Raw genomic sequence first — 26,700 nt, 5'->3', positions numbered from 1 at the left:
CAAGAGCCATACCCCCCCTTTGCCCCCATCACTCACTTCCTCACCAGCGGATACACCATGTGGATGATGTCGTAGGTGCTGCTCGGGTAGGCCCACGGGATCGCGTCCAGCGTGAGGTCGTCCACCGTCAGACCGTGTTTGATCGCGAGGGCGAAGATGTTGATCACCTCCTCGACGTGGGGCCCGATGAGGTGGGCGCCGAGGATCCGGCGGGAATCCTCGTCGATCAGGAGTTTGTAGCCTGCGTGCTTCTGGCCGATGCTCCGGTTCGTGAAGCGCCCGGAGAGGTCGCCGGCGTTGGCGACGTAGGGGATTCCCTTCTCCTTCGCCGCTTCTTCCGTGAGCCCGACGGAGGCGATGGGTGGGTTCGTGAAGACGGCGCTCGGGACGACGGAGTAGTCCGCAACGCGGGCGTTGCCGCCCAGGATGTTGTCGACGACGATGTGGGCGTCCATCACCGCCACCGGGGTCAGCTGCGGGCTCCCCGGGTTCGCGTCCCCGGCAACGTAGACCGCGGGATTCGAGACGCTCCGGAGGTGTTCGTCGACCACGATCCCGCGGCGGTCGGTCTCGACGTTCCCCGCGGCAGGATCGAGTTCCCCGACCGCAGAGACCCTGCCTGCGCCGTGGACGGCCATATCGGCACCGAAGGTCTTCTCCTCTCCGTCCCTTCCGGCCCGTACACGCAGATCGGCGGCGTTCTTCTCGACCGAGACGAGCGGCATGTTCATCTGCACGTCGATCCCCGCCTCCCCCGACGCCAGCAGCAGCCGGTCGACGATATCGGGATCGAACTCTTTGAGCGCCCGCCCGCTCCGCTGGAGGATGGTCACCGCCGACCCGGCAGCGGCGGCGATGTGGGCGAATTCAAACGAGATGTAGCCCCCGCCGACGAATACGATCCGTTCCGGGAGCGCTTCGAGGTAGAAGAAGTCGTCGCTTGAGGTCATCAGGTCCTCGCCCGGGACGTTTAAGGGGCGGGGGTGCGCACCGGCGGCGATCACGATGTACCGGCCCGTGAGCGTATCATCGCCGACCGCCACCCGATCCGGGCCGGCAAAGCGGGCAAGCCCGTGGTAGGTATGGATCCCCGCCCCCCGGAAGCGCTCCTCCTTTTGCCGGGGAACGGGATCGGTGAAGGTCTGCTCAAAGGCGATCAGTTCCGGCCAGTCGATCGCGATCGCTCCCCGAATACCGTTCCCCAGCTGGTCATGGGCACGGGAAACCACCTCTGCGGCACCGGCGAGCACCTTTTTGGGGACACAGCCCCACAGGGCGCACGTCCCCCCGTAGTCCCGGGAATCAACGATCGCTACCTGCATCCCGGCCTTCCTGCAGTGCCAGGCGATGTCGGAACCGGCGTTCCCCGTTCCGATAACGACGACGTCGTACTCCCGCTCCATGGTGAGAGCCCGGTCGCCATGGACCGGCATAAAGGTTTACCCGGCCAGGAAGAATGCGGCACCGCCGGCTGCCCGGTCCGGGGACGGCACGGGAAGTCAGAAGTAGAGAAAAGAGACGATGCCGACGGCGATGAGGATGAAGACGACCGTCATGATGCTCCCGGGGACAATGTAGTCCCGGGTCCGGTAGTTCCCCGGGCCCATCAGGAGGGCGTTCACCGGGTGTGTCGGGAGGAGGAAGGAGTTCGACGTGCAGATCCCGACGAGGAGCGCGAGGCCGCGGGGATCGAGCCCGAACGAACCCGCCATAACCAGCGCGAGCGGAACCAGGAGGACGGTGGCGGCGATATTCGACATGACAAGCGAGAAGGCGGTCGCAAGGACCGCAACCGCGATGAGGATGAGGGGCGTCGGGTATCCGGCGACCAGGCCGGCCGTCTGTTCCGCGATGAATCGGGCGGTCCCGCTCGTATCCATGGCGATGCCGAGGGGAAGAATTCCGGCAATCAGCGTGAGCGTCCGCCAGTCTATCGCCCGGTAAACCTCGCCGATCGGGATGACCCGGAGGAGGATCATCGCGAGCACTCCCGAAAGAAGGCTCGTCGCGATCGAGAGCCCGGTGTAGGTGAGGGCGACGGCGGCAAGAAAGCAGAGGACGGCAGCGGCCGCGCCGCGCTCGCGAATCCCCGCCCGTCCCTCGACGGGAGTCACCATAACGAAGTTCCGGTTCGTGGCGAGCGCCCGCAGCCGTTCCCAGCGCCCTAAAACGACCATCGCGTCCCCCGCCTGCAGCGGGCGGTCGGCAAGGTTCCTCCGCTGCTCCTCGGTTCCGGAGAGGAGGATCAGCACCTCGACGCCGTAGGTAACCCGGAACTCGAGGTCGCGAAGCGTTTTACCGACGAACTCTCCATACGGGCGGACGATCACCTCCGCAAACCCCACGTTCGGGTCGGCCATGACGTTCGCGGTGCTCTCCCCCGCCCGAACCCACTCGAGCCCGAAATCGTCCACGAATCGCCTGACATCTTCATCCTGCCCGAGAATGCCGAGTTCCTGCCCGGCGACGAACCGGGTATGGCGCCACGGCGTGTAGGTGATCTCGCCCCGCTCGGCAAGAGAGATGAGATGCAGGTTGTAGTGCGAGATCATGTGCACCTCCTCGCGTGTCTTCCCGACGATAGGGCTCCCGGACGGGACCCGCAGGTAGAATATCCGGCATGGCGGACACCATGTCCGGATCAGTTCCTCCTGCGGGCTCAACCGCGCCTTCTCGCGGCGGGGAAGGACCCGGTCCCCGAAGAAGTAGAAAAAGGCAATCCCGGCAAGCAGGAGCGGCACGCCGATGGGCGTGACGGCAAAGAGTCCGAAGGGGGCATACCCCTGCTGGGAGAGGAGATCGTTGAGGATGATGAGGGTGCCCGCCCCCACCATGCTGACGGTGCCCCCGAGGATCGCGGCATAGCCGACGGGCAGGAGAAGTCGCGATGCCGGAACCCCGGAAAGCGACGATACCCGCAGGAGCGATGGGAGGAAGACAGCGGTCGCTCCGACACTCTGCATGAACGCCGAGAGAGAGCCGGCGACGATGGAGACGGCGGCGATGAGCCGACGCTCGCCGGTCCCGGCGAGCCCGACGATCGCGCGGGCGATGCGGATCGTCACCCCGGTCCGGTCGAGCCCGTGGCCGAGCACCATCACCGAGAGCATCGCGACGACCGCGCTGCTCGATAACCCCGAGAGAGCCTGCGCCGGAGTAACGAGCCCGAGCCACGCGAGCGCGAGGGCCACGAGCACGGCGGCGACATCGACCCTGACGGCGCCGGAGATAAAGAGGACGGCGGTGCCGGCCACCACCAGCAGGGTGAGGAGGATCTCGGTCTCCATCGGGCACCCGGAGGTGAGCGGAGCAGAAAAAGGTGCGGGCGGTCTCGAAACCGGCCGGGAGCGTCACTCCCCGTACACGTCGCGGGTGACCCGGTGCGGCTCAAACCGCCCGTGGTGGAAGACCCTGACCTCGACCTCGGCGCCCTTCTTGAAGTCCCGCATCAGAAGGTCGTAGGTCCGCCGGACGTAACGCAGTCCTTCCCGGTCGAAGAGGTCGCGGAGGGCCCGACGGAACCGGATTGCCTGGTCGAGAAACGCCGCCTCGTAAGCCCGGGTCTCCCGGGCAATCCGGGCGCACTCGGCATCGTCAATCGGGTTGTTGTAGCATCCGTGTTCGTTCAAACCGCCGATCTGCCGCCAGTCGACAACGCCCGTCTCGTCGGCCTCCCGGTGGAGCATGTAGGGGTAGACCCGGCAGATGGCGAACCGCCGGTCGTAGATGCTGCACCTGCCGTCCTCGAGGAAGATGCAGGAGCCGTCCGGTTTTGTCCGGAGGGCGTATCCCGAGACGTAGAACCTCCCCTGCTGGTCGCAGGCATCAAAATCGGGTGCCGGGACGACGGCGTCGGGCGCAAACGAGCGGACACTGCCGGTATCCTCCTCCAGCAAAAAGACGTGGCCGTTGAACTCCCGGGTGCAGCACCGGCCGCAGCAGTCGCAGGAGAATCCCACCTCCCGGATGATCGCGATGAACTCGTCTTCCGGGAACCGGAGAAGTCTCTCCCGTTCTGCTTCAAGGGCAGTAATCTGTTCGTCGAACGTGAACGTAACCGGCAACCTCCGTCATCCTGCCCGGCACGAATGCCGGGACTTCTTCCCTCAGGTGTTGGACGGGGAGGGGGATATGCACTTCGGCACCCGCCTTCTTACGGCTTTTTCCCGACGGTCGCAACGTAGATCAGGAACTGGCGTTCGCCGTCGATGCCGAGAAGCAGGTTCATCGCCGCGTCGTCGAAGGCGGCGATCGCGCAGACTCCGCACCTCACGCCCGATGCCGCGAGGTAGAGGTTCTGGCAGGCGTGGCCGGCATCGAGATGCAGGTAGCGGTAGCCGCGCTCGCCGTAACGCCACGTCATCCGGTCGGGGACGGCGGTCCAGAGGAAGGTGACGGCGCTCTCGAGGACGTGCGGCTGATCCAGGCATCCCGCCGCCACTCGTCGCTTGATTTCGGGGTCGCGCGACTCTTCGGCAAGGCGGTGCTCCAGCGCGAGGTAGCGGTAGAGCCCCGGCGGGACACCCTCGACCCGGTTGACCAGGAGGTAGGTCTCGAACGCGTGCCGTGCGCCCGCGGACGGGACGGTACGGAGGGTGAACACCCCGTCGACGACGCGCCTGACCCCCTGGGTGCACCAGAGGAGAAAGGCAACTTCCTCAAGCGTGAGCGGTTCCGGTGCGTAGTTCCTGACGCTCTCCCGCTGCTCGATCGCGTCCCGGAGATCGACGGCAGGGATGGCGATATCGCCGGGCGCGGGCAGCGGAACGACCGTCTTCGCTCTCGTGTACGGAACCTCGAGAGGGGGAGGGGGACGGCCGAGCATCTGATCCGACGGCGGCTGGGCTCCTAACTCTGTCCTCTGCATGAACTCCCTTCCTGCCCCGTGCAGGGACCTGGCTCCCGGAGTGAACATAGCGGCCCGGTGGTTGACGGGAGAGATAACCCTTTGCCCGGCACGCCGCCCGGAACCCGGATTCGGAAACGTATTAGCAGACCGCATCCAACGTATATCACCACCCCCGAGGCATCGTTGTGATCGTGACCTTTGTTATACTCGCCGTCGGCATAGCCCTCCTCGTCAAAGGGGCCGACCTTTTTGTAGGCGGGGGAAGCGGCCTGGCACTGCGGTACCGCATCTCCCCGGCCCTGATCGGGTCGACGATCATAGCGTTCGGCACCTCGCTTCCGGAACTCGTCGTCAGCACGAACGCCGCGGTCACGGGAAACTCCGGGATTGCACTTGGCAACGTCATCGGGAGCAACATCGCAAACGTAGCTCTTGTTCTCGCCCTCTGCACCTTCATACGGCCCGGCATGGTCGCCGCATCCGGGGCGTCGCGCCCCGCGCTCGTCCGGCACACCGCACTGATGCTCGCTGCGACGGCAGCCTTCGCTCTCTTTGCCTTAAGAGGCACGCTCGATATCGTCGCCGGAACGGTCTTCCTCCTCCTCTTCGTAGCAATCCTCGCCGTTCTCCTGCGGGAAGAGCGTGAAGGGGGGGAGGTCGAGATCAGGTCCCACGGGCGGGCCGACGCCCTCTACATCGGCCTCGGGCTCGTCGCCGTCATCGTCGGGGCGCAGCTGGTCGTCGACGGGGCTGTCACGCTCGCAGAAGCGTTCGGAATTCCGGCTTTCGTCATAGGCGTCTCGGTCGTCGCCGTCGGCACGTCGCTCCCGGAGCTCGCGACCTCGATCGTGGCCGCCGCAAGAGACGAGGGATCCATCTCCATCGGCAACATCCTCGGGAGCAACATCTTCAACCTCCTCCTGGTCCTCGGGATAAGCCTCCTCCTCGCCCCGGTCACCGTCGGGTCGCTTGTCGACATCGCGGTCGTCGTCCTCTTCTCGGTCGCGATCCTCCCCCTGCTCTTCGCCCGCCCTTCCGTCGTCCGGGGCTGGTCGGCCCTCCTGCTCCTCGGCTACGCCGCCTACATCGCCTGGAGCTTCGGGGCGGTGCCGATCGGGTGAGAGGATGTTCAGAACTGTCGTTCTTCGCGTGAGCACCGAAGGTGCGAAGGGGGGTTACAGGTAATTAGGCCAAACTTCGCGTCCTTCGCGGCTTCGCGTGAGTGAATTGGGGGATATCGACAGAACTTCACGCGAAGAACGCGAAGCCGCGAAGGGGAATTTTTCACCTTTCTACCGAATTTCGCGTTCTTCCCACCTGCGGTGCTCACGTTCCTGCCCACGCATCTCGCACCTCCGGTGCTCGAACTCCGTTCGCACCCGACGGTGCTCAAGCTCTGGCCTTCCGGCCCGTCGCATTCCCATGGAACGTCGTTCCTACCGGTGCTCAAGCTCCCTCCCCGCAGGGGAGGTCGCACTTCGCATCACCCGAAGACTTCGAAAATATTCGTAGGTTACGCAAACCTGAAGCATAGGGACGTGCATCTCCCTCTATCGGAAGGTGAACGGATATGTGGAACCGAAACGCGGTGCTGGTGGCCGTCCTCGGGTGTCTCGTGATCGCCGCGATCATCGGGACCGCCCTCGCGTCGGAGGGCGGCGGGGAGGAGACCCAGGGAGATTTGCTGAAGTTTTCGTCGAAAGAAGAGATCGAAGCGTTCTTGAAGGAACACGCGCAGGGAGTGAGGAGCGGTAACGGCTACCCCTGGATGACGGGGACCGGCAGACAGGAGACCGCCATGGACGCGCCTGCACCGACGAGTGCGCCGCCCGCCCCGTCGGCCGCACGCGACTACTCGACCACGAACGTGCAGGTAGAGGGTGTCGATGAGGCCGACTTCCTGAAGAACGACGGAAGATACATCTACGTCATATCGGGCGAGACACTTGCGATCCTCGAAGCGTTCCCGGCAGAGGATGCCAGAATCGTCTCCGAAACCCGGATCGAAGGATTCCCGACGGCGCTCTTCCTTGCAGGCGACCGCCTGACGATCTTTGCCACCGGAACGGAAGAGATAATGACCACCGTGAAAGGGAGTGTAACACCCGTCCCCGTCCAGCGGGCGGTGACGCACGCCTACATCTACGACATCGGCGATCGGAGCGATCCCGAACTGGTCCGGACCCGGACCTTCACCGGCAGTTACTACGACGCCCGGATGATCAGGGACAACGTCTACGTCGTCACGCGGGAGGCTCCCGTCTGGATACGGGACGAGATCGTCCTCCCCGAGGTGCGGACGGACAGCGGCGAGCCCATCCTGCCTGACGTCTATCGCCCCGGGACTCCGCTGCAGAACTACGTCTTCTACACCGCAAGCGCCTTCTCCGTCAAAAACGACAGGGTCAGTCCCGACGCCGAGACGTTCCTCCTCGGTTACGACACCACCCTCTTTGCGTCGCAGAAGAACCTCTACATCGGCTACCGCCACATGGGAACCCCCCGAACGGCGCCCGACTACACCGGCAGCCGGGAGGAGACGATCGTCCACCGGTTCGCGATCGACGACGGAAGGATCGAGTATGAGGCCATGGGCAGGGTTCCCGGACACCTCTTGAACCAGTTCTCGCTCGACGAGTACGGGGAGAACCTCCGGGTTGCGACGACCGTCGAGGGCTGGACGCGTGAGGGGTCGGTCCAGTACAACAACGTCTACGTTCTCGACCCCGCAATGGATGTCATCGGGACGCTCGAACACATCGCGCCGGACGAGCGGATCTACGCCGCCCGGTTCGTCGGCGACCGGCTGTATCTCGTGACGTTCAAGCGGATCGATCCCCTCTTCGTCATCGATCTCTCGGACCCGAAACACCCCGGCATCCTCGGGAAACTCAAGATCCCCGGCTACTCCGATTACCTCCACCCCTATGACGGCGACCACATCGTCGGCATCGGCAAAGAGACGAGCGAGAACGATTGGGGCGGTGTCTCGGTGGAGGGGCTCAAGATCGCGCTCTTCGACGTCTCGGACGTGAATAACCCGATCCTGATCCACGACGTCGTGATCGGGGAGCCCGGAACCGACTCGGAGGCTCTCCGCGACCACAAGGCCTTCCTCTTTGTGAAAGAGAAGGACCTCCTCGTCATCCCGGTGAGCGAGATAAAACGGGTGGAGAACTCCGAATCGAAGTACCCCGGCTCCTACGGCACCGCGGCCTGGCAGGGGGCTTACGTATACCGGGTGAACCCGGCAGAAGGGTTCGTCCTGCAGGGCACGGTCGCCCACGCGGAGAAAGGTTCCCCATACACCTGGGACTCGCCCGACGCCGTGCGGCGATCGCTCTTCATGGACGACACCCTCTACACCGTCTCGGCAAGAAGCATCGTCATGACCGATCTTGCCGACGGCAGCCGGGTGAACGAGGTCTTCCTCCCCTACCGGTGGGGGGCCTCCCCGACCCCTGTCCCGGTCCGGTGAACAGGAGGGCGGTGTCTCCGGACCGCCTTGAAGACCTCCATCACGATCACGACCGAGGAGGCCAGGGCGAGCAGCGAAAGCCACTCGACCAGGGAGACGGGCTGCAGCTGGAGGACGTCCTGAAGGAAGGGGACGTAGAGCGCGAGGATGTGGATGCCCTGCGCGGCAACGACGCCGGCAATCAGGAAGTAGTTGCGGCTGATGGGGACACGGAACGCGGAGAAGTACTCCGACCGGCAGTTGAAGACATGGAAGTTCTCGAAGAGCACCACCAGCAGGACGATGAGGTTCCGGGCCGCGAACTCGTCCCACCCGTTTGAAAGGAGCCAGTACCAGGCACCGAGCGCGACGAGAGCGATTGCCACGCCGGAGATGACTGTCTCCTCGATCATCAGCCGGTTGAAGATCCCCTCCTCCGGCCTTCGCGGCGGCCGGTTCATGACGCGGGGGTCTCCGCCCTCGAACGCCAGCGCCACGTCCTGGATGCCGTTCGTCATCAGGTTCAGCCAGAGGAGCTGGACCGCGAGGATAGGCAGCGGCAGGCCTATGAGGAGGGCGAGCATGAAGAGGAGGACCTCCGCAAATCCGGTCGAGATCAGGAGGTAGACGACTTTGCGGACGTTGTCGTAGGCATACCGCCCCTCCTCGATCCCGGCGACGATCGAGGCGAAGTCGTCGTCGGTGACGATCAGCGACGCCGTATCCTTGGCAACGTCGGTCCCGGAACCCATCGCGACCCCGATGTTCGCGCTCCGGAGCGCCGGCGCATCGTTGACCCCGTCCCCGGTGACCGCGACGTATGCCCCGCTCTCCCGGTAGGCCTCGACGATCCGGAGTTTCTGCAGCGGCGTCACCCGGGCAAAGACCCGGGCACCCTGCACCCGGTCGATGAACTCCAAGAATGTCGAAACCTCGTCATCGCCCAGTTCCGCGCCGGTGACGACCCTGTCGGGGGAGTCCGTGATCTTGAGTTCCCGCGCGATGGCGAAAGCCGTTGCGGGATGGTCCCCCGTCACCATCACCACGTCGACCCCGGCGTCGCGGCACCGCCGCACGGCGTCGGGCACGTCGGGTCGGATCGGGTCGATGAACCCGACCAGGCCGAGGAGCTCGAGGGGAGGGACCTTTGGGTTCTCCGCGGAGACCTCTCCTTCCGCCCGACCCCGGGCCACGGCAAGGACCCGGTAGCCGCGGGAGGTGAGGGTCTCGAGGTCCTCCTGCACGCGGTCCGGGTCGAGGGGCACGCTCCCTCCCCCCCCTGCTGCGGTCATCGTCCGGCAGAACGGGAGAACGGTCTCGACGGCCCCCTTGACCGCCACCAGGGTCTCCCCGCCCTCCCGGTACCAGACGGCGGCATACCGGCGCTCGGACTCGAAAGGGATCTCGGCGACGGCGGGCGCGCTCTCGCGGATACCGGCGGGATCGAGCCCCAGCTTGTAGGTGAGCGCGAGGAACGCCACGTCGATCGCGTCACCCTGGTACGCCCACTCCCCTTCGTCGGTCCGCTCCAGGGCGGCCTCGTTGCTGATCGTCGCGGCCCGGGCCAGGCTTTCTACCCGGTCACGGACGGAGCCGGCGACCGGACCGCCGCTCCCGTCGAGAACCTCTCCCTCACCCGCGTACCCGGCCCCGGTGACCGAGAACATTTCGCCCGTGGGCAGGGCGACGACCCGGGCGGTCTGCTGGTTCACGGTGAGGGTGCCGGTCTTGTCGCTCGCGATCAGCGTGCAGCTCCCGAGGCTCTCCACGGCGGCGAGGAACCGGACGATGACGTTTCGCCCGGCCATCCGTGACGCTGCAATCGAGAGCGCGACGGTCAGGGCGATCGGCAGGCCTTCGGGGATCGCCGAGACCGCGAGGGCGACGGCGAGGAAGAAAACCTCAATGGGGGGCACCCCCTGGCCGAGGACGATGATCGCAAGCACCCCGGTGGCGGCAAGGACGGCGATGCTGATCTTTTTGGAGAAGTCTTCCATGCGGATGACGAGCGGAGGTTTGCCCGCCTCCGACGCCGTGACCGTCTCGGCAATCTGCCCGATCTCGGTGTTCTGGCCGGTCGCGACCACAATTCCCGTGCTCCGGCCGGTCATGACGGTGCTGCCGGCGTAAAGCATACTCTGGCGGTCGCCGAGAGGCAGGGACACATCCACGGGATCGGTGTTCTTCCCGACCGCGTGGGACTCGCCGGTCAGGAGGGACTCGTCGACGGTGAGAGACCGTGCCCTTATGACACGGACGTCGGCGGGGACGCGGTCGCCCGACTCCAGGACGACGCGGTCGCCGGGAACCAGGTCTTCTGCCGGTACGGTCGCCTCGCGGCCGTCCCGCCGCACCCGTGCATGGATCTTGAGCATCTGCTGCAGCGCCGTTGCGCTCCGCTCCGCTTTCACCTCCTGGAACGTCCCAACGACGGCGTTCACCAGGATGACGATGAAGATGAAGGCCGCGTCGGTGAGGTCGACGAAGAGGACGGAGATGATCCCCGCAGCAAGGAGCACGTAGATGAGCGGGCTCGTGAACTGGCGGAGGAAGATCTCGAGCACCGTCGGAGGCCGCTTCTGCGGGAGGGCGTTCGCCCCGAAGACCTCCTTCCGGCGAGCGACCTCTTCGTCCGTGAGGCCCCCGGCCGCCGATGCGAGCCGCCGGGCTGCGTCGTCCACCGGAAGGGCGTGCCATGCCGTCGTCCGGGACTCTTCGGGGGAGAGGGGTGTGTCCATACGATCATCTCACGGAGTGTGCGTTGCAGGGTGCAGATGTCGGGAGAACGGACACCCAACCGGGCCGGAGGTGCGGTGTCGAAGGAGACAGGGCCGGTCGGTGAAACCGTTTCACCCGGCGAAGTCTGGAATGCCATCGATAGCGATCTCCCGGAATATGCCAGGAAAGGGATCTGTCACCCGCATATAAATAATTGCAGACGGTGACCAACAGACGCTTCCTCCCGGCGGATCAGGCATGAATCATCGTCAGCATCATCTTGAACCGCGTGACGGTGTGGACAGCGTGGGGAATTTCGGCCGGCATGATGATCAGGTCGCCTGTCTTCATCGGATACTCCTTGCCTGCGATGGTGATAAGGGCCTCCCCGTCGATGACCTGGAGGACGGCGTCGTAAGGCGCGGTGTGCTCCGAGAGGCCTTCGCCCGCGTCGAAGGCGAAGATCGTGATCGTACCGGCCTTCGTGTAGACGAGCATCCGGCTGACGATCGAACCGGGCTGGTAGGCGACGAGGTCGCGGGGATCGATGACCTGCTCGGCGAGGTTCTCTTTCTTTGCTTCAGGCATAGGAGTCCGTTCTCACTGCACGGTATTCTGTCTTGCGGGGGAGGGGCTACATCCTCACCTTTTTTTCACCCGGCCCACAAAATAGTAAGAGACCCTCCGTGTATTACCACCTCATCCTGACCGACAACTGCAACCTCTGCTGCACCTACTGCCGCGGCAAAGCGTTCACCGTCGAACCGCCGGAACTGCCCGATATCGCCGTCGACGAAGACCTTCCGGTCGACCTCGATATCAACCTCGCCGACCTCTACCGGTTCCTCGAAAAGGATCCCGACGCCGTGCTGACCTTCTACGGCGGGGAACCCCTCCTCGCCGCCGACCTCGTCCGTGAGATCGCCCGCGACGCCCCGGTATCGGCGCTGATCCTGCACACCAACGGCATCCTCCTCGACCGTCTCGAACCCGGAACCGTGAACCGTTTCGACACGATCCTGGTCTCGATCGACGGCCCGGAGGAACTCACCGATGCCCACCGCGGGGAGAGGACGTTTGAGCGGATCATTGGAAACCTTCAGGGCCTCATGGCAGGCGAATTTTCCGGCGAACTGATCGCCCGGATGACGGTGACCGAGGATACCGATATCGTGGAGGCCGTCCGCTACCTCACGGAGAACGACTTGTTCTCCTTTCCGGCCGTCCACTGGCAGATGGACGCGAACTTCTGGAACGATTACCACCTGCGGGATTACGCCGCGTGGGTAGAGAGGAGTTACAACCCCGGCATCCGGTCGCTCGTCGAGTACTGGGTCGAGACGATGCGCGACGATGGCCGGGTGCTCCGATGGTACCCCTTCATCGACCCGGTGGAGGATATGCTGTTATCGCGGCCGAGCGTGCTCCGGTGCGGGTGCGGCCACGCGAACTACAGCATTATGACCGACGGGCATATCGTCCCCTGCCCGATCATGGTCGGAATGAAGGACTACTACGCCGGGCACATCGCCACCGCAGACCCCCTCCGCCTCCCGGTGACGGACGTCGGGGGTGCCTGCACGGCGTGCGATATCCGCGACTTCTGCGGCGGCCGATGCCTCTACTCGAACATCACCAACCCCTGGCCGGAGGAAGGGCGGCGGATCGTCTGCGGGACGGTCAGGAACCTCTATTCCGCGCTCTCGGCGGCGCTCCCCGAGATCCGGGCCCTCATCCGCGACGGGAGAGTCCGGATGGAGGACTTCGCTCACCGGAAGTACAACAGCTGCGAGATTATACCCTGAAAAAAGAGTTCTGGAGAGACCGAACCTTATTCGGCGGCGTCAAGGAGTTCCCGGGCGCCGTCCACCATCGCCCGGGCGGCCTTCGCCTTCGCCTTCACGATGGCGTGGTTGCCGTCGTTGAGCGCCACTTCCGCTTCCTGGTAGAGGGTTTCTGCCCGGTCCGTCCGCGTCCGGGACTTTTTGACGTCCTGTCCCTCGGCTGCCGCAATCTCGACCTCTTCCTGGACGGCGAGGAGATCGCCGTAGAGTTCTTCAAGGAGTTCCCGCAACTCTTCGGTCCGGGCCGCATCCTCCTCCCGCTTCTGTCGTCCGCGCTCGCGGAGCGCCTCGCGGGCCTCCTCCTGCCCTTCGATGATCGACTGGAGTTCGTCCTCGACGTCTTTGACCGCCTGCGCGAGCACCTCGGCGAACGCCGTCCTATCCTCGCGTGAGGACTCGTAGCCGTCATAGGCCCCATACGCCCCGCCGGCCGCCGCACCGCCGAGAGCACCACCGATGACGTCGCTGACATCCCTGTCGCCTCGTACGATGCCCCCAAGGAGACCGCCGAGGCCCGCCCCGGCAATGGCTCCCGCGATCCCTTTCTTGACCTCTTTGCGCTCCCGGTCGACGGTGTAACTCACCCGGACGTTCTCGCGGTCGACCGTGATCTCCATGTGCCCCTCTTCGCCGGTATGCCGGACATCCATCCTCGAAGACGCATCCCCGATATTCTGGTGCGTGATCTCCGTGCCCCTGAGCGCGAGCTGCGACATCAGCCGTTCCACGAAATCGCCGTAAAGAGACGATACTCCCTGCCCGTAGTAAATAAACGCCATAGGATCACCCGTTATGGTTTCCGATTCTAGAAGATCGTTTTGTATCCAATAAAAACCTTCCCGGACGTCCCTGGAGAGAGCATCGACACAGGAGCGGCTCACCAGAGGGAGAAGCCAACATTCATCCGTCCGGAGGAAGACTACTTGCAGACACCCATGACGGCCATCGGACAGATCCTCTGCAGAATCGGGCTCCACCGGTGGGGCAGGAAGCGGGGATACGACGAATACTCCTCGAATGTCATCGAGTGGGAGCAGCGGTGCGAACGGTGCGGGAAGAGAAAGCGGTGGGTCGAGGCGAAGCGGGATCGGCGGCGGTGACGGATCTGCCCGGCGGTGCATCCGCTCAGGAAAAAAATTATTTTTTGAACTCTTTGCCCGCAGAGAAGGCCTTCGCGAGCACCTTCCCGAACCCATAGTATTCCTGCCGCATCGAGTCGTAGGCAAACGGCCGGAGCTTCTCGATATCGGGCTTGCCGTCCTCCCCGAGGACGCTCTCTTCCACCTTCACGTCCAGGATCTCCCCGATGAACTGGGTGTGCACGCCGATCTCGACCGTCTGGAGGAGCCGGCACTCGAGGACGACCGGGAACTCCCCGACGTACGGAGCGTTCACCAGATCGCTCTTTACCGGCGTCAGGTTGGTCGCGGCGAACTTGTCCTCGTCCCGGCCGGAGACGATGCCGAAGTAGTCCGCTTCCCGGACGTAGTCCGTCGAGGGGATGCTGATCGTGAACTCGCGCTGCTCCACCAGGTTTGCGTAGGTCTGCCGGGCCTTCTGCACCGAGACCGCCACCGACGGCGGGCGGGACGAGCAGATGCCGCCCCACGCCGCGGCCATGGCATCCGGACGGCCGGAAGCGTCGTAGGTTCCGATGATCAGGTCGGGGTGAGGATAGAGAAGAGTCCTTGGGCCAATCGATCGCTTCGTCATGGGGGTACGATTCGTACCCGGAGCCGGATAAACCTTTTCAAACCCTATACGCCGGACGGGAAGAACAGGAGAGAGGGGGGGCTGGTCACGCGGCGCCCGCCGGCCCCGTCTTCTGCTCCTGCACCGAGCGGTAGAGGAAATAGCCGACGATGGCGAACGTCGCCACCGGCGAGAGCCAGGCGGGGATATGGAACCCGAAACTGTCCGCGAGCATGATCGTCCCGAGCACCAGGATGGAATACATCGCCCCGTTCTTGAGGAAACAGTAACTCCTGATCCGGTCGACGCCGCGGACGGTCAGTTCCCTGACCACGACCGCCCCGATGCCGTTGCCTATCAGGATGAGCGGAACCGAGAGGGTGAAGGCGAACGCACCGATGACGCCGTCGATCGAGAAGGTTGCGTCGAGGACTTCGAGGTAGGCGATCTTCGAGAGGTCCGACATACCGGGCCTCCGGAGCCGGGCCTCCTGCACCTCGGCGTTCTGCCTGAACCCGTGGACGATGAAGAAGGCGGTCGAGCCGAGCACGGCCGCGAACCCCATCATGACGTTGATCTGGAGGGCGAACCAGACAAGGATCGCAAGCAGAACCGAGACGACGGCGTAGAACCAGACGCTCTGCCGGGAGAAGAACCGTTCGCTCCGGAGCCCGCAGGTCTTCTCCTCCGCGAAGAGCCAGTGGAAGAAGAGGAAGACGAGGAACGTCCCTCCGAAGATCAGGAGGATCGGGGCCGACTCCTCGATGGCGGCCGTAACCGCCGGATCGCTTGAGAACGTCGCGAGCAGCGCATCGACAGGGCCGAGCGACGGGTTCGTCGCCCAGACGATCAGCCATGGCAGGAGCCCGCGGACGACGAAGACCGCTGCGATCAGGCCCCATAAAAGGAACCACCTGCGGGCTTTCTCCCCCATCGTCGCGAGAACGTCGGCGTTGATGATGGCATTATCGATGCTTGAGACGATCTCGAAGACCGAGAGACCCGCTACGGTGAGAACGATCAGCAGCCAGTCCATTTTGTGTGATGTAGGTTCTGTCGTCGATTGTATTTAAGGTGAAGAGACCGGGCCGGCGGATGCGGGTTACGTTCATATACCATACCGGCATGAGTCAGTCGTCGCAACGGAGGAAACGTATATGGGACTTGTGAAGTGCTGCCGCGAGCAGGTGGTCGCCGTCTCGCCGGACACGCCGGCGGTGGAGGTGGCGAAGATCATGGGGGAGAAGAACGTCGGAAGCGTCGTCGTCGTAACCGGCGATAACCGGCCCACCGGCATACTGACCGACCGCGATCTCGCAGTCCGGGTCATGGCGCAGGAGAAGAACCCGGGCGAGGTCCGGGCGAGCGAGATCCTGACCCGGGACGTGATCACGTTCCAGGACAGTATGGGGATCTATGAAGCCATCCAGAAGATGACCAACGAGGGTATCCGGAGGATGCCGATCGTCGACGATGCCGGGAGATTGATCGGGATCGTCACGATGGACGACATCGTCCGGATGCTCGGGGAGGAGATGGCCGCTATCGCAAAGAATATCGAGAAACAAAGCCCCCCCATGCAGGAAGCAGGCGCTCCCATACCCATGTAGGGGGCCGGCACCCTCTTTTTGGTGCAGGCCTCACGTTCGGCCCCCTACCCCATGGCGAAGACAATAGCCTCCCCGGACTGGTTCAGCGACCCGTTCATCGCCCGAACCATCTCCTCCCAGGTCGCCCCGGGCGCGAGCGCAAGATCGACGTCGAGCGCGTAGACCCGGAAGAGGTAGGCTTCGGCCTTTCCGGCCTCCGGGCAGGGCCCCCGGTAACCGGAGGTACCGAAATCATTCGTGCCCTGCACGGCATGGAGCGGCGACTCCACCACCTCCCCTTCCGGAAACCCTTCGGGAATCAGGGGAACGGCAGGAAGGTTCCAGAGAACCCATGCCACTTTCGACGGCCCTTCCTCGGGGCTCGTCGTCGCAAGGATCGCGAGCGACTTGATGTTCGGGAGAATCCCTTCGACCCGGATAGGGGGCGACCGGTTCGCTCCCCTGCAGGTGTATTCCTCGGGGAACTCTTCGAAATCCAGGTTTACTACCAGTTTTTGCGTCATGCCAGGCTCCGTCGACACCCACCTTCGAAAACCATGGTATAAAAATGGTGCGTGCGGTCACCGGGAGTACATGGCGGCGGTCTCGCCGAACCCGAGGACGTGCCCCCGCATCGCATCGATGACGTCGTGTTTGCCTGTGCCGGGCGCGATATCGAGCATGGCATCGAGCCCGTAGACCTTGAAGAGGCAGCGGTGCGTCTCGCCCGGAGGAGGACAGGGGCCGCGCCACCCGATGCTCCCGTAGTCGTTCGTCCCCTGAACGGCATCCACCGGAGCCGTCACGACATCCTGCGGCGGGATGCCCTCCGGGACCAGGGGTGACGGCGAGAGATTCCAGATGATCCAGGTCGTAAAGGAGCACCCGGGTTCGAAGGGGTTCAGCGCAAAGACCGCCATCGACAGCATTTCATCCGTTAGACCACGGACCCTCAGTTCTGGCGAGAGGTCGGGGCCGTCACAGGTGTTCCAGACGGGAAGCTCCGCCGAGCGGAGGGAGACGATCAGGTTTGCTATGCCGGGATTCATGCGGGATTTTCGGCGCAGGCCAATAAAAAAGTATCACCGTTAAGCGTTCCACCGCCGTACCGCGGCCCTCAGAAGAGCCCCATGTCCCGGGCCTGGATCAGCAGTTCCTGCACCTCCTGGTCGGTGATATCGTGCCACCGCTCGTATGCCTGCGCCACCGCAAAGGTGGGGCTGGTTCTGACGTTTAAGCAGACGACGAGATCCACCTTCCGGGCTATGAAGTTGACGGCGTGGAGCGATCCGGTGGGAACCGCCACGATGATCTCGCGGGGGGAGCCGGCGCGGGCAGCCTCGATTGCGGCGAACATCGTATACCCGGTTGCGAGGCCGTCGTCGATCAGGATCGCGGTCTGGTCCCTGATCCCCGGCTCCTCCCGGCCGCCGGCGAACTTTTCTATTCGTTCTTCCACGTTCTTTTTAGCTTTCGCGACGGCGGCGTTCACTTCGGTTTCCGAGAGGTCGAGAGCGCTCATGAGGGGCTGATTCAAAAAGACTCGCCCGTTCCAGGTCACGGCCCCGAACCCGGCCTCCGGGTCCCAGGGAACCTGTACCTTCCGCACCACCGCCATCCGGAGCGGGGCCTTCAAGGCCCGCGCCACCTCAAGCCCCGGCGGCACTCCCCCGGCAGGAATGGCGCAGATCACCGGCTCGGCAGCCATCTCGAGCGACGAGAGGGGCGCCGCGAGTTGCCTCCCGGCATCGGTCCGGTTCTCAAAAACGCTCAACCTGTCGCGCATCGCTCTGTCCTCAATGATCCGGCCCGAATCCAGCATGGGCCCGCATTTACTGCGCCGGGATATTAACTTTTTGCGGTGGCGGGCCGCCTGCTCCGGGGAACGATACCAATAACTCCCAAAAGATCGATGATCAACCCAGAGATGATCTGGAGAGAGACAGACCGGAGGGGGCTTCGGTGACAAAAACCGATGCGGTGACGCTGTATACCGACGGCGCTTCACGGGGGAATCCCGGAGACGCCGCCTGGGCATACGTGATCGTGCGGGACGGCTCCGTCGTGGCCGGCCGTTCCGGCTACATCGGAACCGCGACCAACAACGTGGCCGAGTATCATGCCGTCATCAACGGTCTTGACGCCGCACGGGAGTTCACGGGCGGCAGGCTCGAGGTCAGGTCGGACTCGGAACTGGTCGTGCGCCAGCTCACCGGCCGGTACCGCATCACCAAAGAGCACCTTGCCGGTCTCGCCGAGGAGGTGCGGCGGCGGATGCGCCATTTCGCGGAGGTCAGGTTCGAGAGCGTTCCGCGGGAGCACCCCTGCATCCAGGTCGCGGACCGCCTCTGCAACGAGACGCTCGATGCAGAGAGACGGGGGAGGCGATAGCGGCATGACTGCAATCGAGTGCATCCCCATCGGCGCCGTCCGGTCACCCTACCGGGAGCGGGGCGACGCCCCCCGGCAGGGCCGCCTCGCGGATACCGTCGCGGAGATCCACGTCCTCGACGCCTACGTCCCGGGGCTCGAAGGCCTGGAGCGGAGCAGCCACCTCATCATCCTCTACTGGCTCGACCGGGCGGAACGCGGACTGCTCTTCGCGAAACCGCCGGGCGAGACAAGGGAGCGAGGAGTCTTCTCCACCCGCTCGCCCGCCCGGCCGAACCCGATCGGCCTCGGGATCGTCGACCTCGTCCGGCGGGAGGGCAACGTTCTGGTGGTCAGGGGGCTCGACGCTCTGGACGGGACACCGGTGCTGGACATCAAACCCTACTCCCCGGAGATCGACTGTATCCCCGAGGCGACGGGCGGATGGCACATCAAAAAATAGGGGAGGTCACGGCGCGGCCACCGCCTCCTCGCCGATCCCGAGGTCGCGGAGTTTCTCCGGCGTGGGACGGCCTTCCCGGTCCCATCCCCGGACCCGGTAGTACTCGTCGAGAAGAGGCTCCCGCTCCCAGACCCGGCCTTTCGGGGCGCCTTCGGTAAGCGGCTCCCGGAGGAGACGCGGCGGCAGGGTGTCGTCCTCCCGGGTGCACCCGGCTCTTATGTTGAAGACCTTCTGCAGGTTCCAGATCCGCTCGCCGATCCGGAGCACCTCGCCGGCATCGATATCGTAGCCGGTGACCGCCGAGACCATCGCGCCGTAGTCTGCCGCCCCGAGCGGGAACGAGGTGAAGAGACAGCTTCCCGATGAGTCGATGAAGGCGGTGAGGTCCTGGAACGTCTTCGTCCAGACGGCTTTTCCCTCACTCGAGTAGGGGTCGAGTTTCTCCGGCGACCCGAGCACTTCGGGGGCGATCAGGTAGGCGTAGACATGATCGCCGCCCCGGACCGAGGTGGCGTAGGCAAGACCGTGCCCCTGCAGCCCCCGCGGGTCGTAAGCAGGGAGTTCCTGCCGTTTGACGCTCATGGAGAGTTCCGGGTGCCCGTGCCTCCTTGCGAAGCGGAAGGATCCTTCGGCGAGTTCGTCGCCGATGCCGTCGCGGTAGCCGATCCGGTGGACGAGGTCGAGCATCTGCTCTGCGTCGCCGAACCGGACCTCTTCGTCGATGTAGCCCTTCTCCGAGAGTTCCATGGCGCAGGCGATCGTCGATCCGGTGGAGATCGTATCGAGACCGAGGTCGTTGCAGAGATTGTTCGCCTTCACAACGGCCGCAAGGTCATCGATCCCGCAGTCGGGGCCGAACGCCCAGATCGTCTCGTACTCGGGGCCTGCCGTCCGCTTCCCTTCGACCTCGACGTCGCGGCCGCACTGGATGACGCAGCCCTGGCATCCCATCTTTCCGGTGAGGATGGTATCGGCCATCCGCTCCCCCGAGACGTTCTCCGCTGCGGGGAAGTGTGCGATCTGGAAGTTCCGGACCGGGAGGATGTAGTTCTCGTTGATGATGTTCACGAGGACCGCCGTCCCGAACCGGGGCAGCCCGCCGCCCGAGATGGCATTCTCCCGGATCTTCTCGGCGATATCTGATTTAAGGGCGAGGAACCGGTCGCGATCGGCGACGGTGCACCGGCCGCTCCCCCGGGCGGCGAGGGCTTTGAGGTTCTTCGAGCCCATCGCGGCACCGACACCCCCGCGCCCTGCGGCCCGCGAGGTCTCGTTGATGACGCCGGCGATCCGGACGAGGCGCTCGCCGGCGGGGCCGATGCAGGCCACGCTCGCGCCCGGGTCGTTGAGATCGTTCTGGATAGCAGAGGTTGTCTCGCTCGTCGTCAGCCCCCACAGTTCTGAAGCATCCCGGACCTCCGCGTGCCCGTCGTCGAGGAGGAGGTAGACGGGTCTCTGTGCCCGCCCCCGGATCACCACCGCATCGTAGCCCGCACGTTTCATGCTGGTGCCGAACTTCCCGCCGGAGTTGGCGCTGGTCAGTGTCCCGGTCAGCGGCGACTTCGTGACGACGTCGTACCGGGATCCCAGCGGGAGGCCGCTCCCCGCAACCGGCCCGGTGGCGAAGACCAGCACGTTCTCAGCGCCGAGAGGATCGCTGCCCGGGTTCACCAGGTCGCCTATGATGCGAACCCCGAGCCCCCTCCCGCCGATGTACGCCCGCTTCCACTCTTCGGGAAACGGCTCCTCCATCGTCTGTTCTCTCGCGAGGTCGACGTGGAGGATCTTTCCTGCATAGCCGTTCATAGGTTGTCACCAGGCTACAGGCTTCGCTCCGGGCTAATAAGGCTGTCGGATCGTCAATTCGGGGCAACATTAACTTTAGAGTGAAAGAAATAACATCCGATCCCGGCACCCACTTCGGGAGCGATACCAATAAGCCCGCCCCCGCCACCCGGATGTACAGGATGGCTGCACGGACAGAGGGGGCTGCATGCGGGTGAAAGTCAGGGCGTTTGCGATGCTCCGGGAGATCATTCCGGCGGAGTATGATGTAAAACTCCCCGGCGGATCGACGGTCGGCGACCTGCTCGACCATCTCTCCACACGGCATCCCGGGCTCGGCGACGCCCTCTTCACCTCCGCCGGGGAACTCGCGCCCTACGTCAACATCTTAACGAACGGCAGGAACATTCACTTCAGCGGAGGTCTCGAAACGCCCCTCGAAGACAGCGATACCGTCGCCCTTTTCCCTCCCGCCGGCGGAGGGTAATCCACGCGCGAAACAGCGCCCCGGCGGCTGATCGGGACAAATTGCCATAAACTATACCTTTTTGTGCCGTTTACCGTTAATATATAGTAGCTTTAGATCCTTCTCTAGAAGGATAGTATAACCGCAGAGGATACTTCCTATGACTCAAACGAACGAACCCAATAAGGAAACCTGCACCGGGAACTGCTCCAGCTGCCCGTCTACGACCAAATGCGACGACCCGAGAAATGCGGACGCCCAAAAGGGCCTCCCACCGAAGGCCGATGTCAGCGTCAAGCACGTCGTCCTCGTCCTCTCGGGGAAAGGCGGCGTCGGGAAGAGCACGGTCTCGGCAAACCTCGCCTACGCCCTCGCCAACCGCGGCTTTAATACGGGACTCATCGACCTCGACATCCACGGCCCGGACATCCCGAAGATGCTCGGGATCGAGGAAGCCCGCCTCCAGTCCTACGACGGGAAGATCATCGAACCGGTCAAGGTCACCGGCAACCTCGCGGTCATCTCCATGGCGTTCCTCCTCCCGGAGCGCAACACTCCCGTGATCTGGCGCGGACCGATGAAGATGACGGTCATCCGGCAGTTCCTCGAGGACGTCAACTGGGGCGACCTCGACTACCTGATCGTCGACCTTCCTCCCGGCACCGGCGACGAAGCGCTCACCGTCGCGCAGCTCGCCCCGAACATCGCAGGCGCGGTCATCGTCACCACCCCGCAGGACGTCGCGGTCCTCGACTCGAGCAAGGCGGCCGAGTTCATCAAGAAACTCGAACTCCGGGTGCTCGGGATCGTCGAGAACATGAGCGGCTTTGTCTGCCCTCACTGCAAGGAGGAGATCGATATCTTCGGCAGGGGCGGCGGCAAGAAAGAGGCGGAGCAACTCGGGGTGCCCTTCCTCGGCTCCATCCCGCTCGACCCCGAGATGCGCAAGGCAGCGGACGAAGGAAGGCCGTTCATCATCCGCAAGGCCGGAGCAGAAGAGAGCCCGACCTGGAAGAGTTTCGACGCCATCATGCAGGCTCTGGTAGACCAGATCGAGGAGTAACATGGATTACTCGAGGATTCTTGCCGGCCGGGGGGAGGGCCTCCCGGTCTTCGCGCGGGTCGTCGAGGCGCTCGAAGAGTTCGAGGAGTTCCCCTTCCTGCTCGAGCCCATCTACCGCGAGGCCTCGGAACTCGGGGACGACGATCTCGACCGCCTCCGGTTTGGCCTCGTCCGCCTGCAGGTCTACGCCGACATCCACCGCTACGAGGACATGGAGACGGCTCAGCGGATGAAGTACGTGGCCGCGACGATCGAGCGGGTGCTCTTCGGCAAACTCCTCCTCGAGGGGGAGGAAGACGGCAAACAGCAGTGCTGCTGAGGCCAGCCTGCCCGAAAAGATCATAGAAGCCCTGCTTTTTTACACCACAAAGAGGCGGCAGCAATCCGCCAAAAAAAAGAGTTCAGTAGGTCGCCAGGTACCGGTCGAGTTCCCAGGGGTGGACAGCCGTCCGGTAGGCGTCCCACTCGGCTTCGGCAACGCTCGTGAGCGCCTCGACGACGTGGGAGCCGAACGCCCTGCAGATGAGATCGTCGGCGAGCAGGGCCTGGTTCGCCTCGTAAAGGTCTCCGGGCAGCGTCTCGATCCCGGCGCCTTTCCGCTCCTCGACGGACATATGGTAGATATTTGTATCGACGCCTACCGGCGGCTCGATCCTCTCCCGGACGCCCTCCATTCCGGCGGTGAGCATCGCGGCGAAGGCGAGGTAGGGGTTGCAGGTCGGGTCGGGGCTGCGGAACTCGACCCGGGTGCTGTTGCCGCGGGGCGACGGAACCCGGACCAGGGCGGAACGGTTGCCGGCGCTCCAGCTGACGTAGCAGGGCGCTTCATAGCCCGGGACGAGCCGTTTGTAAGAGTTGACCGTCGGGTTCGCGAGCCGGGTGATCGCCTTTGCGTGTTTGAGCAGCCCGCCAATGAAGTGCATGCAGGTCCTGGAGAGCTGGAGCGGCGCTTCGGGGTCGTAGAACGCGTTCTTATCGTTCTTCGCGAGCGAGCAGTTGGTGTGCATTCCGCTCCCGCAGATGCCGTAGATGGGCTTTGCCATGAAGGATGCGTGCAGGCCGCGCATCAGCGCAATCGTCTTCGCGGCGAACTTGAAGGAGATGACGTTGTCGGCCGTATGCAGCGCGTCGCTGTACTTGAAGTCGATCTCGTGCTGGCTCTCGGCGACCTCGTGGTGCGACGCTTCGATCTCGAACCCCATCTCGGTGAGCGCGAGGATGATCTCGCGCCGGACGTCTTCCGCAAGATCGGTCGGCGCGAGGTCGAAGTAGCCGCCGACGTCCTGGAACTGCGTCGTCGGCCGCCCCTCGTGCATCCGGAAGAGGAAGAACTCCAGTTCCGGGCCGGTGTTGAAGACGTAGCCGTCCTTCGCCGCGTCCTCCATCGCCCGCCGGAGCACGTAGCGCGGGTCGCCTTCGAACGGTTTGCCGCTGGCCTTGTAGACATCGCAGACGAAACGCGCCTCCGCGTAGTCCCCGGACCTCCATGGCAGGAGGGTGTAGGTCGAGAGGTCGGGTTTGAGCACCATATCGGACTCCTCGATCCGGACGAACCCCTCGATCGACGACCCGTCGAACCCGATGCCGGTGGTCAGTGCCTTCTCGGCCTGCTTCACCGGGATCGCGACATTTTTGGGCATGCCCAGGAGGTCGGTAAATTGAAGACGGAGGAATCTGACGTTATCCTGTTCGATGCGCTCGAGCATTGCAGAAGTGGCGTCACGGGACATGTGGAAGTCTTCTTCTATCCGATGAAATAAATACCTATTGACACAAATATTCCCGGGCAGAGTTCTAGAAAACGGCAACAGAACGTATTCACCGAGGTAACCATGTGCGGCATTTTTGGTGTAATGGATAAGAGGCGCCAGATGATGGATGGTTCCGGCATCCGGGAAGCCCTCTCCATAATGAATGAGCGCGGCAGCGGCGAGGGGGCGGGGTACGTCGCCTACGGCATCTACCCCGACTACCGGGACTGCTACGCGCTCCACGTCTTCTTCGACAATCCTGGCAAGAGCAAAGCGGTTGTCGATGCAACACTGGAGCAGTGGGGAACGATCGAACACGACGAGGCGATCCCCACCTGCGACCAGCCGAATCTCAAGGTTAACTGCACCCCCTGGCGTTACTTCTTCAAGCCCGACGCTTCCCTTGCTCCGGGAAGCGCGTCGCCGGAGAAGGACGTCGTCACGAGTATCGTGATGCAGATCAACGCGAGTGCGAACGGTGCCGAGATCGTCTCGTCCGGCAAGAACGTCGGCCTTTTCAAGGCCAGTGGCTGGCCGGAAGACGTGGCGGACTACTACCGCATCCAGGACTACGAGGGCTACATCTGGCTCGCGCACAACCGCTACGCGACAAGCAACCCTGAGTTGTGGGAGCGGCCCGACCCGTTCAACCTGCACGACTGGAGTGTCGTGGAGAACGGAAAGATCACCACCTACGGGGCCAACCGGCGCTACGTCGAAAGTTTCGGCTACAACTGCTCGACCGGCACCGACAGCGAGGTCATCGCCTACTTAATCGACCTTCTGACGCGCAAGCACGGTCTTGGAATCGACCTCGCCATCCGCGCGCTCGCCCCGCCCTACTGGGATGAGATCGACGGGATGCCCGAAGCCGAGCAGAACCTGAATCGTGCCCTCCGGTTCGCCTACGGCTCTGCGACGATGAACGGGCCGTTCACCGTCGTGGCCGCAAACCCCGATACGATGATCGGGTTCACCGACCGGGGCAAACTCCGGCCGATGGTCGTCGGCGAGTGCGGCGACCGCCTCTACATCGCAAGCGAAGAGACGGCGATCCGCGCCATGGAGCCCTGCGTCGAGTCGATCAGGAGACCGGCTGCAGGCGAGCCGGTGATCGGGAGGGTTGCCCCATGAGCAGCAACTTCGGGAGCATGCCGCTCCGGTACCGGATCAGCATCGACCGCGAGCAGTGCATGGAATGCGGACGCTGCGTCGAGAACTGCTCCTACGGCGTCTTCCGGTGGGACGGCAACCGGATCCTCATCAACTCCCGGAACTGCACCGCCTGTCACCGGTGCCTCACCTACTGTCCCCGGGACGCCATCATGCTCCAGGAGCATCCCTGCGACTACCGGAGCCACCCGGTCTGGACCAGGTCGGTCAGGGAGTCGATCTACAACCAGGCCCGGACGGGGAAGATCATCCTCGCCGGGATGGGCAGCGTCTCGAACCTCCCGATCATCTTCGACCACCTGATGCTGGACGCCTGCCAGGTGACCACGCCCCCGACCGATCCGCTCCGCGAGCCCGTCGAGCTCCGGACCTACCTCGGGAAGAAACCGTCGAAGCTGGAGTTCCGGCAGAAGCCGAACGGCGACGTCGAACTCTCCACGGAACTCACGCCGAACCTCATGCTCGAGACGCCGATCATGCTCGGCCACATGAGCTACGGTGCGCTCAGCCTCAACGCCCACGTGGCAATGGCCCGGGCAGCAAAGGAGACCGGCACCTTCATGGGTACCGGCGAGGGCGGACTGCATCCCGGTCTCTACCCCTACCAGGACCGGATGATCGTCCAGGTCGCGTCCGGGCGGTTCGGCGTGAACATCGATTACCTGGAGCGGGGCGCCGCTATCGAGCTCAAACTCGGACAGGGCGCAAAACCCGGCATCGGCGGGCACCTCCCGGGTGAGAAGGTGAGTGCGGATGTCTCCAGAACAAGGATGATCCCCGAGGGTAGCGACGCGATCAGCCCCGCGCCGCACCACGACATCTACGGCATCGAGGATCTCCCCCAGCTCGTCAACTCCGTCAAGGAAGCGACGGAGCGGAAGAAACCGATCTTTGCGAAGATCGCCGCCGTCAACAACAACGCCGAGAACGTCGCGGCCGTTGCCCGGTCCGGGGTGGACGCCATCGCCATCGACGGGTTCCGGGGCGGCACCGGCGCGGCACCGCGGGTCTTCCGCGACCACGTCGGTATCCCGATCGAGGTCGCCATCGCGACCGCCGACAGGGAACTCCGCAAGCAGGGCCTCAGGAACGAGGTCTCCCTCATCGCCTGCGGCAGCATCCGGGAGAGCACCGATGTCGTAAAGGCGATTGCCCTCGGCGCCGATGCCGTGTACATCGCCACTGCTGCGCTTGCAGCGATGGGATGCCGCGTCTGTGGGAACTGCTACCAGGGCCTCTGTCCCTGGGGAATCGCCACCCAGCGCCCGGACCTCGTGGCGCGGCTGGACCCCGACGTGGCATCGAAACAGGTGGCGAACCTGATCCACGCCTGGACGCTCGAGATCACCGAACTGATGGGCGCGGCCGGTATCAACAGCATCGAGAGCCTGCGCGGCAACCGCGACCGGCTCCGGGGCTACATGCTTGACGAGGGGCTCCTCGAAATTCTCGACGTCAAGTCGGTGGGAGCGTGAGCAAA

26 protein-coding genes are annotated in these 26,700 nt (G+C 64.2%); 12 read left to right on the top strand and 14 right to left on the bottom strand.

Going from position 1 to position 26,700, the window contains the following annotated elements:
* Positions 1-32: 32 nt before the first annotated feature.
* The 4 genes from MEMAR_RS01715 to MEMAR_RS01700 form a co-directional block, all read right to left on the bottom strand.
* A complete protein-coding gene (locus MEMAR_RS01715; RefSeq protein WP_245526633.1) occupies positions 33-1,433 on the bottom strand; it encodes a dihydrolipoyl dehydrogenase family protein in 1,401 nt (466 codons plus the stop codon).
* Positions 1,434-1,499: 66 nt separating this feature from the next.
* Positions 1,500-3,287, bottom strand: a complete 1,788-nt coding sequence (locus MEMAR_RS01710; RefSeq protein WP_011843200.1) for an SLC13 family permease — start codon at positions 3,285-3,287, stop codon at positions 1,500-1,502.
* Positions 3,288-3,350: 63 nt separating this feature from the next.
* Positions 3,351-4,064 carry a YkgJ family cysteine cluster protein gene (locus MEMAR_RS01705; protein ID WP_011843199.1) on the bottom strand — a complete coding sequence of 238 codons (714 nt, stop codon included), beginning with the start codon at positions 4,062-4,064 and terminating at the stop codon, positions 3,351-3,353.
* An 89-nt stretch (positions 4,065-4,153) separates the two neighbouring features.
* Positions 4,154-4,867, bottom strand: coding sequence for a SagB/ThcOx family dehydrogenase (locus MEMAR_RS01700; RefSeq protein ID WP_245526632.1), 714 nt, complete (start codon positions 4,865-4,867; stop codon positions 4,154-4,156).
* A 173-nt stretch (positions 4,868-5,040) separates the two neighbouring features.
* Between MEMAR_RS01700 and MEMAR_RS01695 the strand changes: the two genes are divergently transcribed.
* Both MEMAR_RS01695 and MEMAR_RS01690 read left to right on the top strand, forming a co-directional pair.
* Positions 5,041-5,970 (top strand): calcium/sodium antiporter, encoded by a 930-nt coding sequence (locus tag MEMAR_RS01695; protein ID WP_245526631.1) that lies wholly within the window; start codon positions 5,041-5,043, stop codon positions 5,968-5,970.
* Between the two features lie 449 nt (positions 5,971-6,419).
* Positions 6,420-8,327: a beta-propeller domain-containing protein gene (locus tag MEMAR_RS01690; RefSeq protein ID WP_011843196.1), complete on the top strand. Its 1,908-nt coding sequence runs from the start codon at positions 6,420-6,422 to the stop codon at positions 8,325-8,327.
* Here MEMAR_RS01690 and MEMAR_RS01685 read toward each other — a convergent pair.
* Positions 8,285-11,044 carry a cation-translocating P-type ATPase gene (locus MEMAR_RS01685; protein WP_011843195.1) on the bottom strand — a complete coding sequence of 920 codons (2,760 nt, stop codon included), beginning with the start codon at positions 11,042-11,044 and terminating at the stop codon, positions 8,285-8,287. The two genes, MEMAR_RS01690 and MEMAR_RS01685, sit on opposite strands and share 43 nt — an antisense overlap.
* Before the next feature lie 232 nt (positions 11,045-11,276).
* Complete coding sequence (locus tag MEMAR_RS01680) at positions 11,277-11,612, bottom strand: cupin domain-containing protein (RefSeq protein WP_011843194.1); 336 nt, start codon at positions 11,610-11,612, stop codon at positions 11,277-11,279.
* A gap of 98 nt (positions 11,613-11,710) precedes the next feature.
* Here MEMAR_RS01680 and MEMAR_RS01675 point away from each other — a divergent pair, with 98 nt between their 5' ends.
* A complete protein-coding gene (locus tag MEMAR_RS01675) occupies positions 11,711-12,829 on the top strand; it encodes a TIGR04084 family radical SAM/SPASM domain-containing protein (protein WP_011843193.1) in 1,119 nt (372 codons plus the stop codon).
* A gap of 26 nt (positions 12,830-12,855) precedes the next feature.
* Here MEMAR_RS01675 and MEMAR_RS01670 read toward each other — a convergent pair whose 3' ends face one another.
* On the bottom strand, positions 12,856-13,647 hold the full coding sequence (locus MEMAR_RS01670; protein ID WP_011843192.1) for a hypothetical protein: 792 nt from the start codon (positions 13,645-13,647) through the stop codon (positions 12,856-12,858).
* A gap of 39 nt (positions 13,648-13,686) precedes the next feature.
* On the opposite strand from MEMAR_RS01670, the gene MEMAR_RS12875 reads away from it, so the two are divergent.
* Entirely contained in the window at positions 13,687-13,968 is a 282-nt protein-coding gene (locus MEMAR_RS12875; protein ID WP_143706295.1) for a hypothetical protein, read from the top strand.
* A 37-nt stretch (positions 13,969-14,005) separates the two neighbouring features.
* Here MEMAR_RS12875 and MEMAR_RS01665 read toward each other — a convergent pair whose 3' ends face one another.
* Positions 14,006-14,581, bottom strand: coding sequence for a flavin reductase family protein (locus tag MEMAR_RS01665; protein WP_011843190.1), 576 nt, complete (start codon positions 14,579-14,581; stop codon positions 14,006-14,008).
* Positions 14,582-14,666: 85 nt separating this feature from the next.
* On the bottom strand, positions 14,667-15,596 hold the full coding sequence (locus MEMAR_RS01660) for a DUF475 domain-containing protein (protein WP_011843189.1): 930 nt from the start codon (positions 15,594-15,596) through the stop codon (positions 14,667-14,669).
* A 121-nt stretch (positions 15,597-15,717) separates the two neighbouring features.
* Here MEMAR_RS01660 and MEMAR_RS01655 point away from each other — a divergent pair, with 121 nt between their 5' ends.
* Positions 15,718-16,170, top strand: coding sequence for a CBS domain-containing protein (locus tag MEMAR_RS01655; protein ID WP_011843188.1), 453 nt, complete (start codon positions 15,718-15,720; stop codon positions 16,168-16,170).
* Positions 16,171-16,214: 44 nt separating this feature from the next.
* Here the strand turns inward: MEMAR_RS01655 and MEMAR_RS01650 are convergent, their stop codons facing one another.
* From MEMAR_RS01650 to MEMAR_RS01640, 3 genes are all read right to left on the bottom strand, one after another.
* Positions 16,215-16,673, bottom strand: coding sequence for a YbhB/YbcL family Raf kinase inhibitor-like protein (locus MEMAR_RS01650; RefSeq protein ID WP_011843187.1), 459 nt, complete (start codon positions 16,671-16,673; stop codon positions 16,215-16,217).
* Positions 16,674-16,730: 57 nt separating this feature from the next.
* On the bottom strand, positions 16,731-17,198 hold the full coding sequence (locus MEMAR_RS01645; RefSeq protein ID WP_011843186.1) for a YbhB/YbcL family Raf kinase inhibitor-like protein: 468 nt from the start codon (positions 17,196-17,198) through the stop codon (positions 16,731-16,733).
* Between the two features lie 68 nt (positions 17,199-17,266).
* Positions 17,267-17,971: a phosphoribosyltransferase gene (locus tag MEMAR_RS01640; RefSeq protein WP_048063712.1), complete on the bottom strand. Its 705-nt coding sequence runs from the start codon at positions 17,969-17,971 to the stop codon at positions 17,267-17,269.
* Between the two features lie 140 nt (positions 17,972-18,111).
* Between MEMAR_RS01640 and MEMAR_RS01635 the strand changes: the two genes are divergently transcribed.
* On the top strand, positions 18,112-18,540 hold the full coding sequence (locus MEMAR_RS01635; RefSeq protein WP_011843184.1) for a ribonuclease HI family protein: 429 nt from the start codon (positions 18,112-18,114) through the stop codon (positions 18,538-18,540).
* A gap of 4 nt (positions 18,541-18,544) precedes the next feature.
* Entirely contained in the window at positions 18,545-18,982 is a 438-nt protein-coding gene (gene tsaA / locus MEMAR_RS01630) for a tRNA (N6-threonylcarbamoyladenosine(37)-N6)-methyltransferase TrmO (protein ID WP_011843183.1), read from the top strand.
* 6 nt (positions 18,983-18,988) lie between these two features.
* Here the strand turns inward: tsaA and MEMAR_RS01625 are convergent, their stop codons facing one another.
* Positions 18,989-20,788, bottom strand: coding sequence for an aldehyde ferredoxin oxidoreductase family protein (locus MEMAR_RS01625; RefSeq protein WP_011843182.1), 1,800 nt, complete (start codon positions 20,786-20,788; stop codon positions 18,989-18,991).
* A 187-nt stretch (positions 20,789-20,975) separates the two neighbouring features.
* Here MEMAR_RS01625 and MEMAR_RS01620 point away from each other — a divergent pair, with 187 nt between their 5' ends.
* The 3 genes from MEMAR_RS01620 (at position 20,976) to MEMAR_RS01610 (ending at position 22,615) form a co-directional block, all read left to right on the top strand.
* Positions 20,976-21,254: a ubiquitin-like small modifier protein 1 gene (locus MEMAR_RS01620; RefSeq protein WP_011843181.1), complete on the top strand. Its 279-nt coding sequence runs from the start codon at positions 20,976-20,978 to the stop codon at positions 21,252-21,254.
* A gap of 139 nt (positions 21,255-21,393) precedes the next feature.
* Positions 21,394-22,296: an Mrp/NBP35 family ATP-binding protein gene (locus MEMAR_RS01615; protein WP_011843180.1), complete on the top strand. Its 903-nt coding sequence runs from the start codon at positions 21,394-21,396 to the stop codon at positions 22,294-22,296.
* Position 22,297: 1 nt separating this feature from the next.
* On the top strand, positions 22,298-22,615 hold the full coding sequence (locus tag MEMAR_RS01610; protein WP_011843179.1) for a hypothetical protein: 318 nt from the start codon (positions 22,298-22,300) through the stop codon (positions 22,613-22,615).
* 82 nt (positions 22,616-22,697) lie between these two features.
* Here MEMAR_RS01610 and MEMAR_RS01605 read toward each other — a convergent pair whose 3' ends face one another.
* Positions 22,698-24,026: a glutamine synthetase family protein gene (locus MEMAR_RS01605; protein WP_011843178.1), complete on the bottom strand. Its 1,329-nt coding sequence runs from the start codon at positions 24,024-24,026 to the stop codon at positions 22,698-22,700.
* A gap of 102 nt (positions 24,027-24,128) precedes the next feature.
* Here MEMAR_RS01605 and MEMAR_RS01600 point away from each other — a divergent pair, with 102 nt between their 5' ends.
* Positions 24,129-25,181, top strand: a complete 1,053-nt coding sequence (locus MEMAR_RS01600; RefSeq protein WP_011843177.1) for a class II glutamine amidotransferase — start codon at positions 24,129-24,131, stop codon at positions 25,179-25,181.
* Positions 25,178-26,695 (top strand): glutamate synthase-related protein, encoded by a 1,518-nt coding sequence (locus MEMAR_RS01595; RefSeq protein ID WP_011843176.1) that lies wholly within the window; start codon positions 25,178-25,180, stop codon positions 26,693-26,695. The genes MEMAR_RS01600 and MEMAR_RS01595 overlap by 4 nt, the downstream gene beginning before the upstream one ends.
* The last annotated feature ends 5 nt before the right edge of the window (positions 26,696-26,700 follow it).

This window comes from Methanoculleus marisnigri JR1, assembly GCF_000015825.1.
Classification (GTDB): domain Archaea; phylum Halobacteriota; class Methanomicrobia; order Methanomicrobiales; family Methanoculleaceae; genus Methanoculleus; species Methanoculleus marisnigri.
The sequence above is the reverse complement of the archived record's forward strand: the minus strand, read 5'-3'. Positions and strand labels throughout refer to the sequence as shown.

Excerpts from the sequence above, each read along its gene's own strand:
- MEMAR_RS01715 (WP_245526633.1), bottom strand. The coding sequence starts at position 1,433 with ATGCCGGTCCATGGCGACCGGGCTCTCACCATGGAGCGGGAGTACGAC.
- MEMAR_RS01710 (WP_011843200.1), bottom strand. The coding sequence starts at position 3,287 with ATGGAGACCGAGATCCTCCTCACCCTGCTGGTGGTGGCCGGCACCGCC.
- MEMAR_RS01700 (WP_245526632.1), bottom strand. The coding sequence starts at position 4,867 with ATGCAGAGGACAGAGTTAGGAGCCCAGCCGCCGTCGGATCAGATGCTC.
- MEMAR_RS01690 (WP_011843196.1), top strand. The coding sequence starts at position 6,420 with ATGTGGAACCGAAACGCGGTGCTGGTGGCCGTCCTCGGGTGTCTCGTG.
- MEMAR_RS01685 (WP_011843195.1), bottom strand. The coding sequence starts at position 11,044 with ATGGACACACCCCTCTCCCCCGAAGAGTCCCGGACGACGGCATGGCAC.
- MEMAR_RS01680 (WP_011843194.1), bottom strand. The coding sequence starts at position 11,612 with ATGCCTGAAGCAAAGAAAGAGAACCTCGCCGAGCAGGTCATCGATCCC.
- MEMAR_RS01670 (WP_011843192.1), bottom strand. The coding sequence starts at position 13,647 with ATGGCGTTTATTTACTACGGGCAGGGAGTATCGTCTCTTTACGGCGAT.
- MEMAR_RS01665 (WP_011843190.1), bottom strand. The coding sequence starts at position 14,581 with ATGACGAAGCGATCGATTGGCCCAAGGACTCTTCTCTATCCTCACCCC.
- MEMAR_RS01660 (WP_011843189.1), bottom strand. The coding sequence starts at position 15,596 with ATGGACTGGCTGCTGATCGTTCTCACCGTAGCGGGTCTCTCGGTCTTC.
- MEMAR_RS01655 (WP_011843188.1), top strand. The coding sequence starts at position 15,718 with ATGGGACTTGTGAAGTGCTGCCGCGAGCAGGTGGTCGCCGTCTCGCCG.
- MEMAR_RS01650 (WP_011843187.1), bottom strand. The coding sequence starts at position 16,673 with ATGACGCAAAAACTGGTAGTAAACCTGGATTTCGAAGAGTTCCCCGAG.
- MEMAR_RS01645 (WP_011843186.1), bottom strand. The coding sequence starts at position 17,198 with ATGAATCCCGGCATAGCAAACCTGATCGTCTCCCTCCGCTCGGCGGAG.
- MEMAR_RS01640 (WP_048063712.1), bottom strand. The coding sequence starts at position 17,971 with ATGCTGGATTCGGGCCGGATCATTGAGGACAGAGCGATGCGCGACAGG.
- tsaA (WP_011843183.1), top strand. The coding sequence starts at position 18,545 with ATGACTGCAATCGAGTGCATCCCCATCGGCGCCGTCCGGTCACCCTAC.
- MEMAR_RS01625 (WP_011843182.1), bottom strand. The coding sequence starts at position 20,788 with ATGAACGGCTATGCAGGAAAGATCCTCCACGTCGACCTCGCGAGAGAA.
- MEMAR_RS01620 (WP_011843181.1), top strand. The coding sequence starts at position 20,976 with ATGCGGGTGAAAGTCAGGGCGTTTGCGATGCTCCGGGAGATCATTCCG.
- MEMAR_RS01615 (WP_011843180.1), top strand. The coding sequence starts at position 21,394 with ATGACTCAAACGAACGAACCCAATAAGGAAACCTGCACCGGGAACTGC.
- MEMAR_RS01610 (WP_011843179.1), top strand. The coding sequence starts at position 22,298 with ATGGATTACTCGAGGATTCTTGCCGGCCGGGGGGAGGGCCTCCCGGTC.
- MEMAR_RS01605 (WP_011843178.1), bottom strand. The coding sequence starts at position 24,026 with ATGTCCCGTGACGCCACTTCTGCAATGCTCGAGCGCATCGAACAGGAT.
- MEMAR_RS01600 (WP_011843177.1), top strand. The coding sequence starts at position 24,129 with ATGTGCGGCATTTTTGGTGTAATGGATAAGAGGCGCCAGATGATGGAT.
- MEMAR_RS01595 (WP_011843176.1), top strand. The coding sequence starts at position 25,178 with ATGAGCAGCAACTTCGGGAGCATGCCGCTCCGGTACCGGATCAGCATC.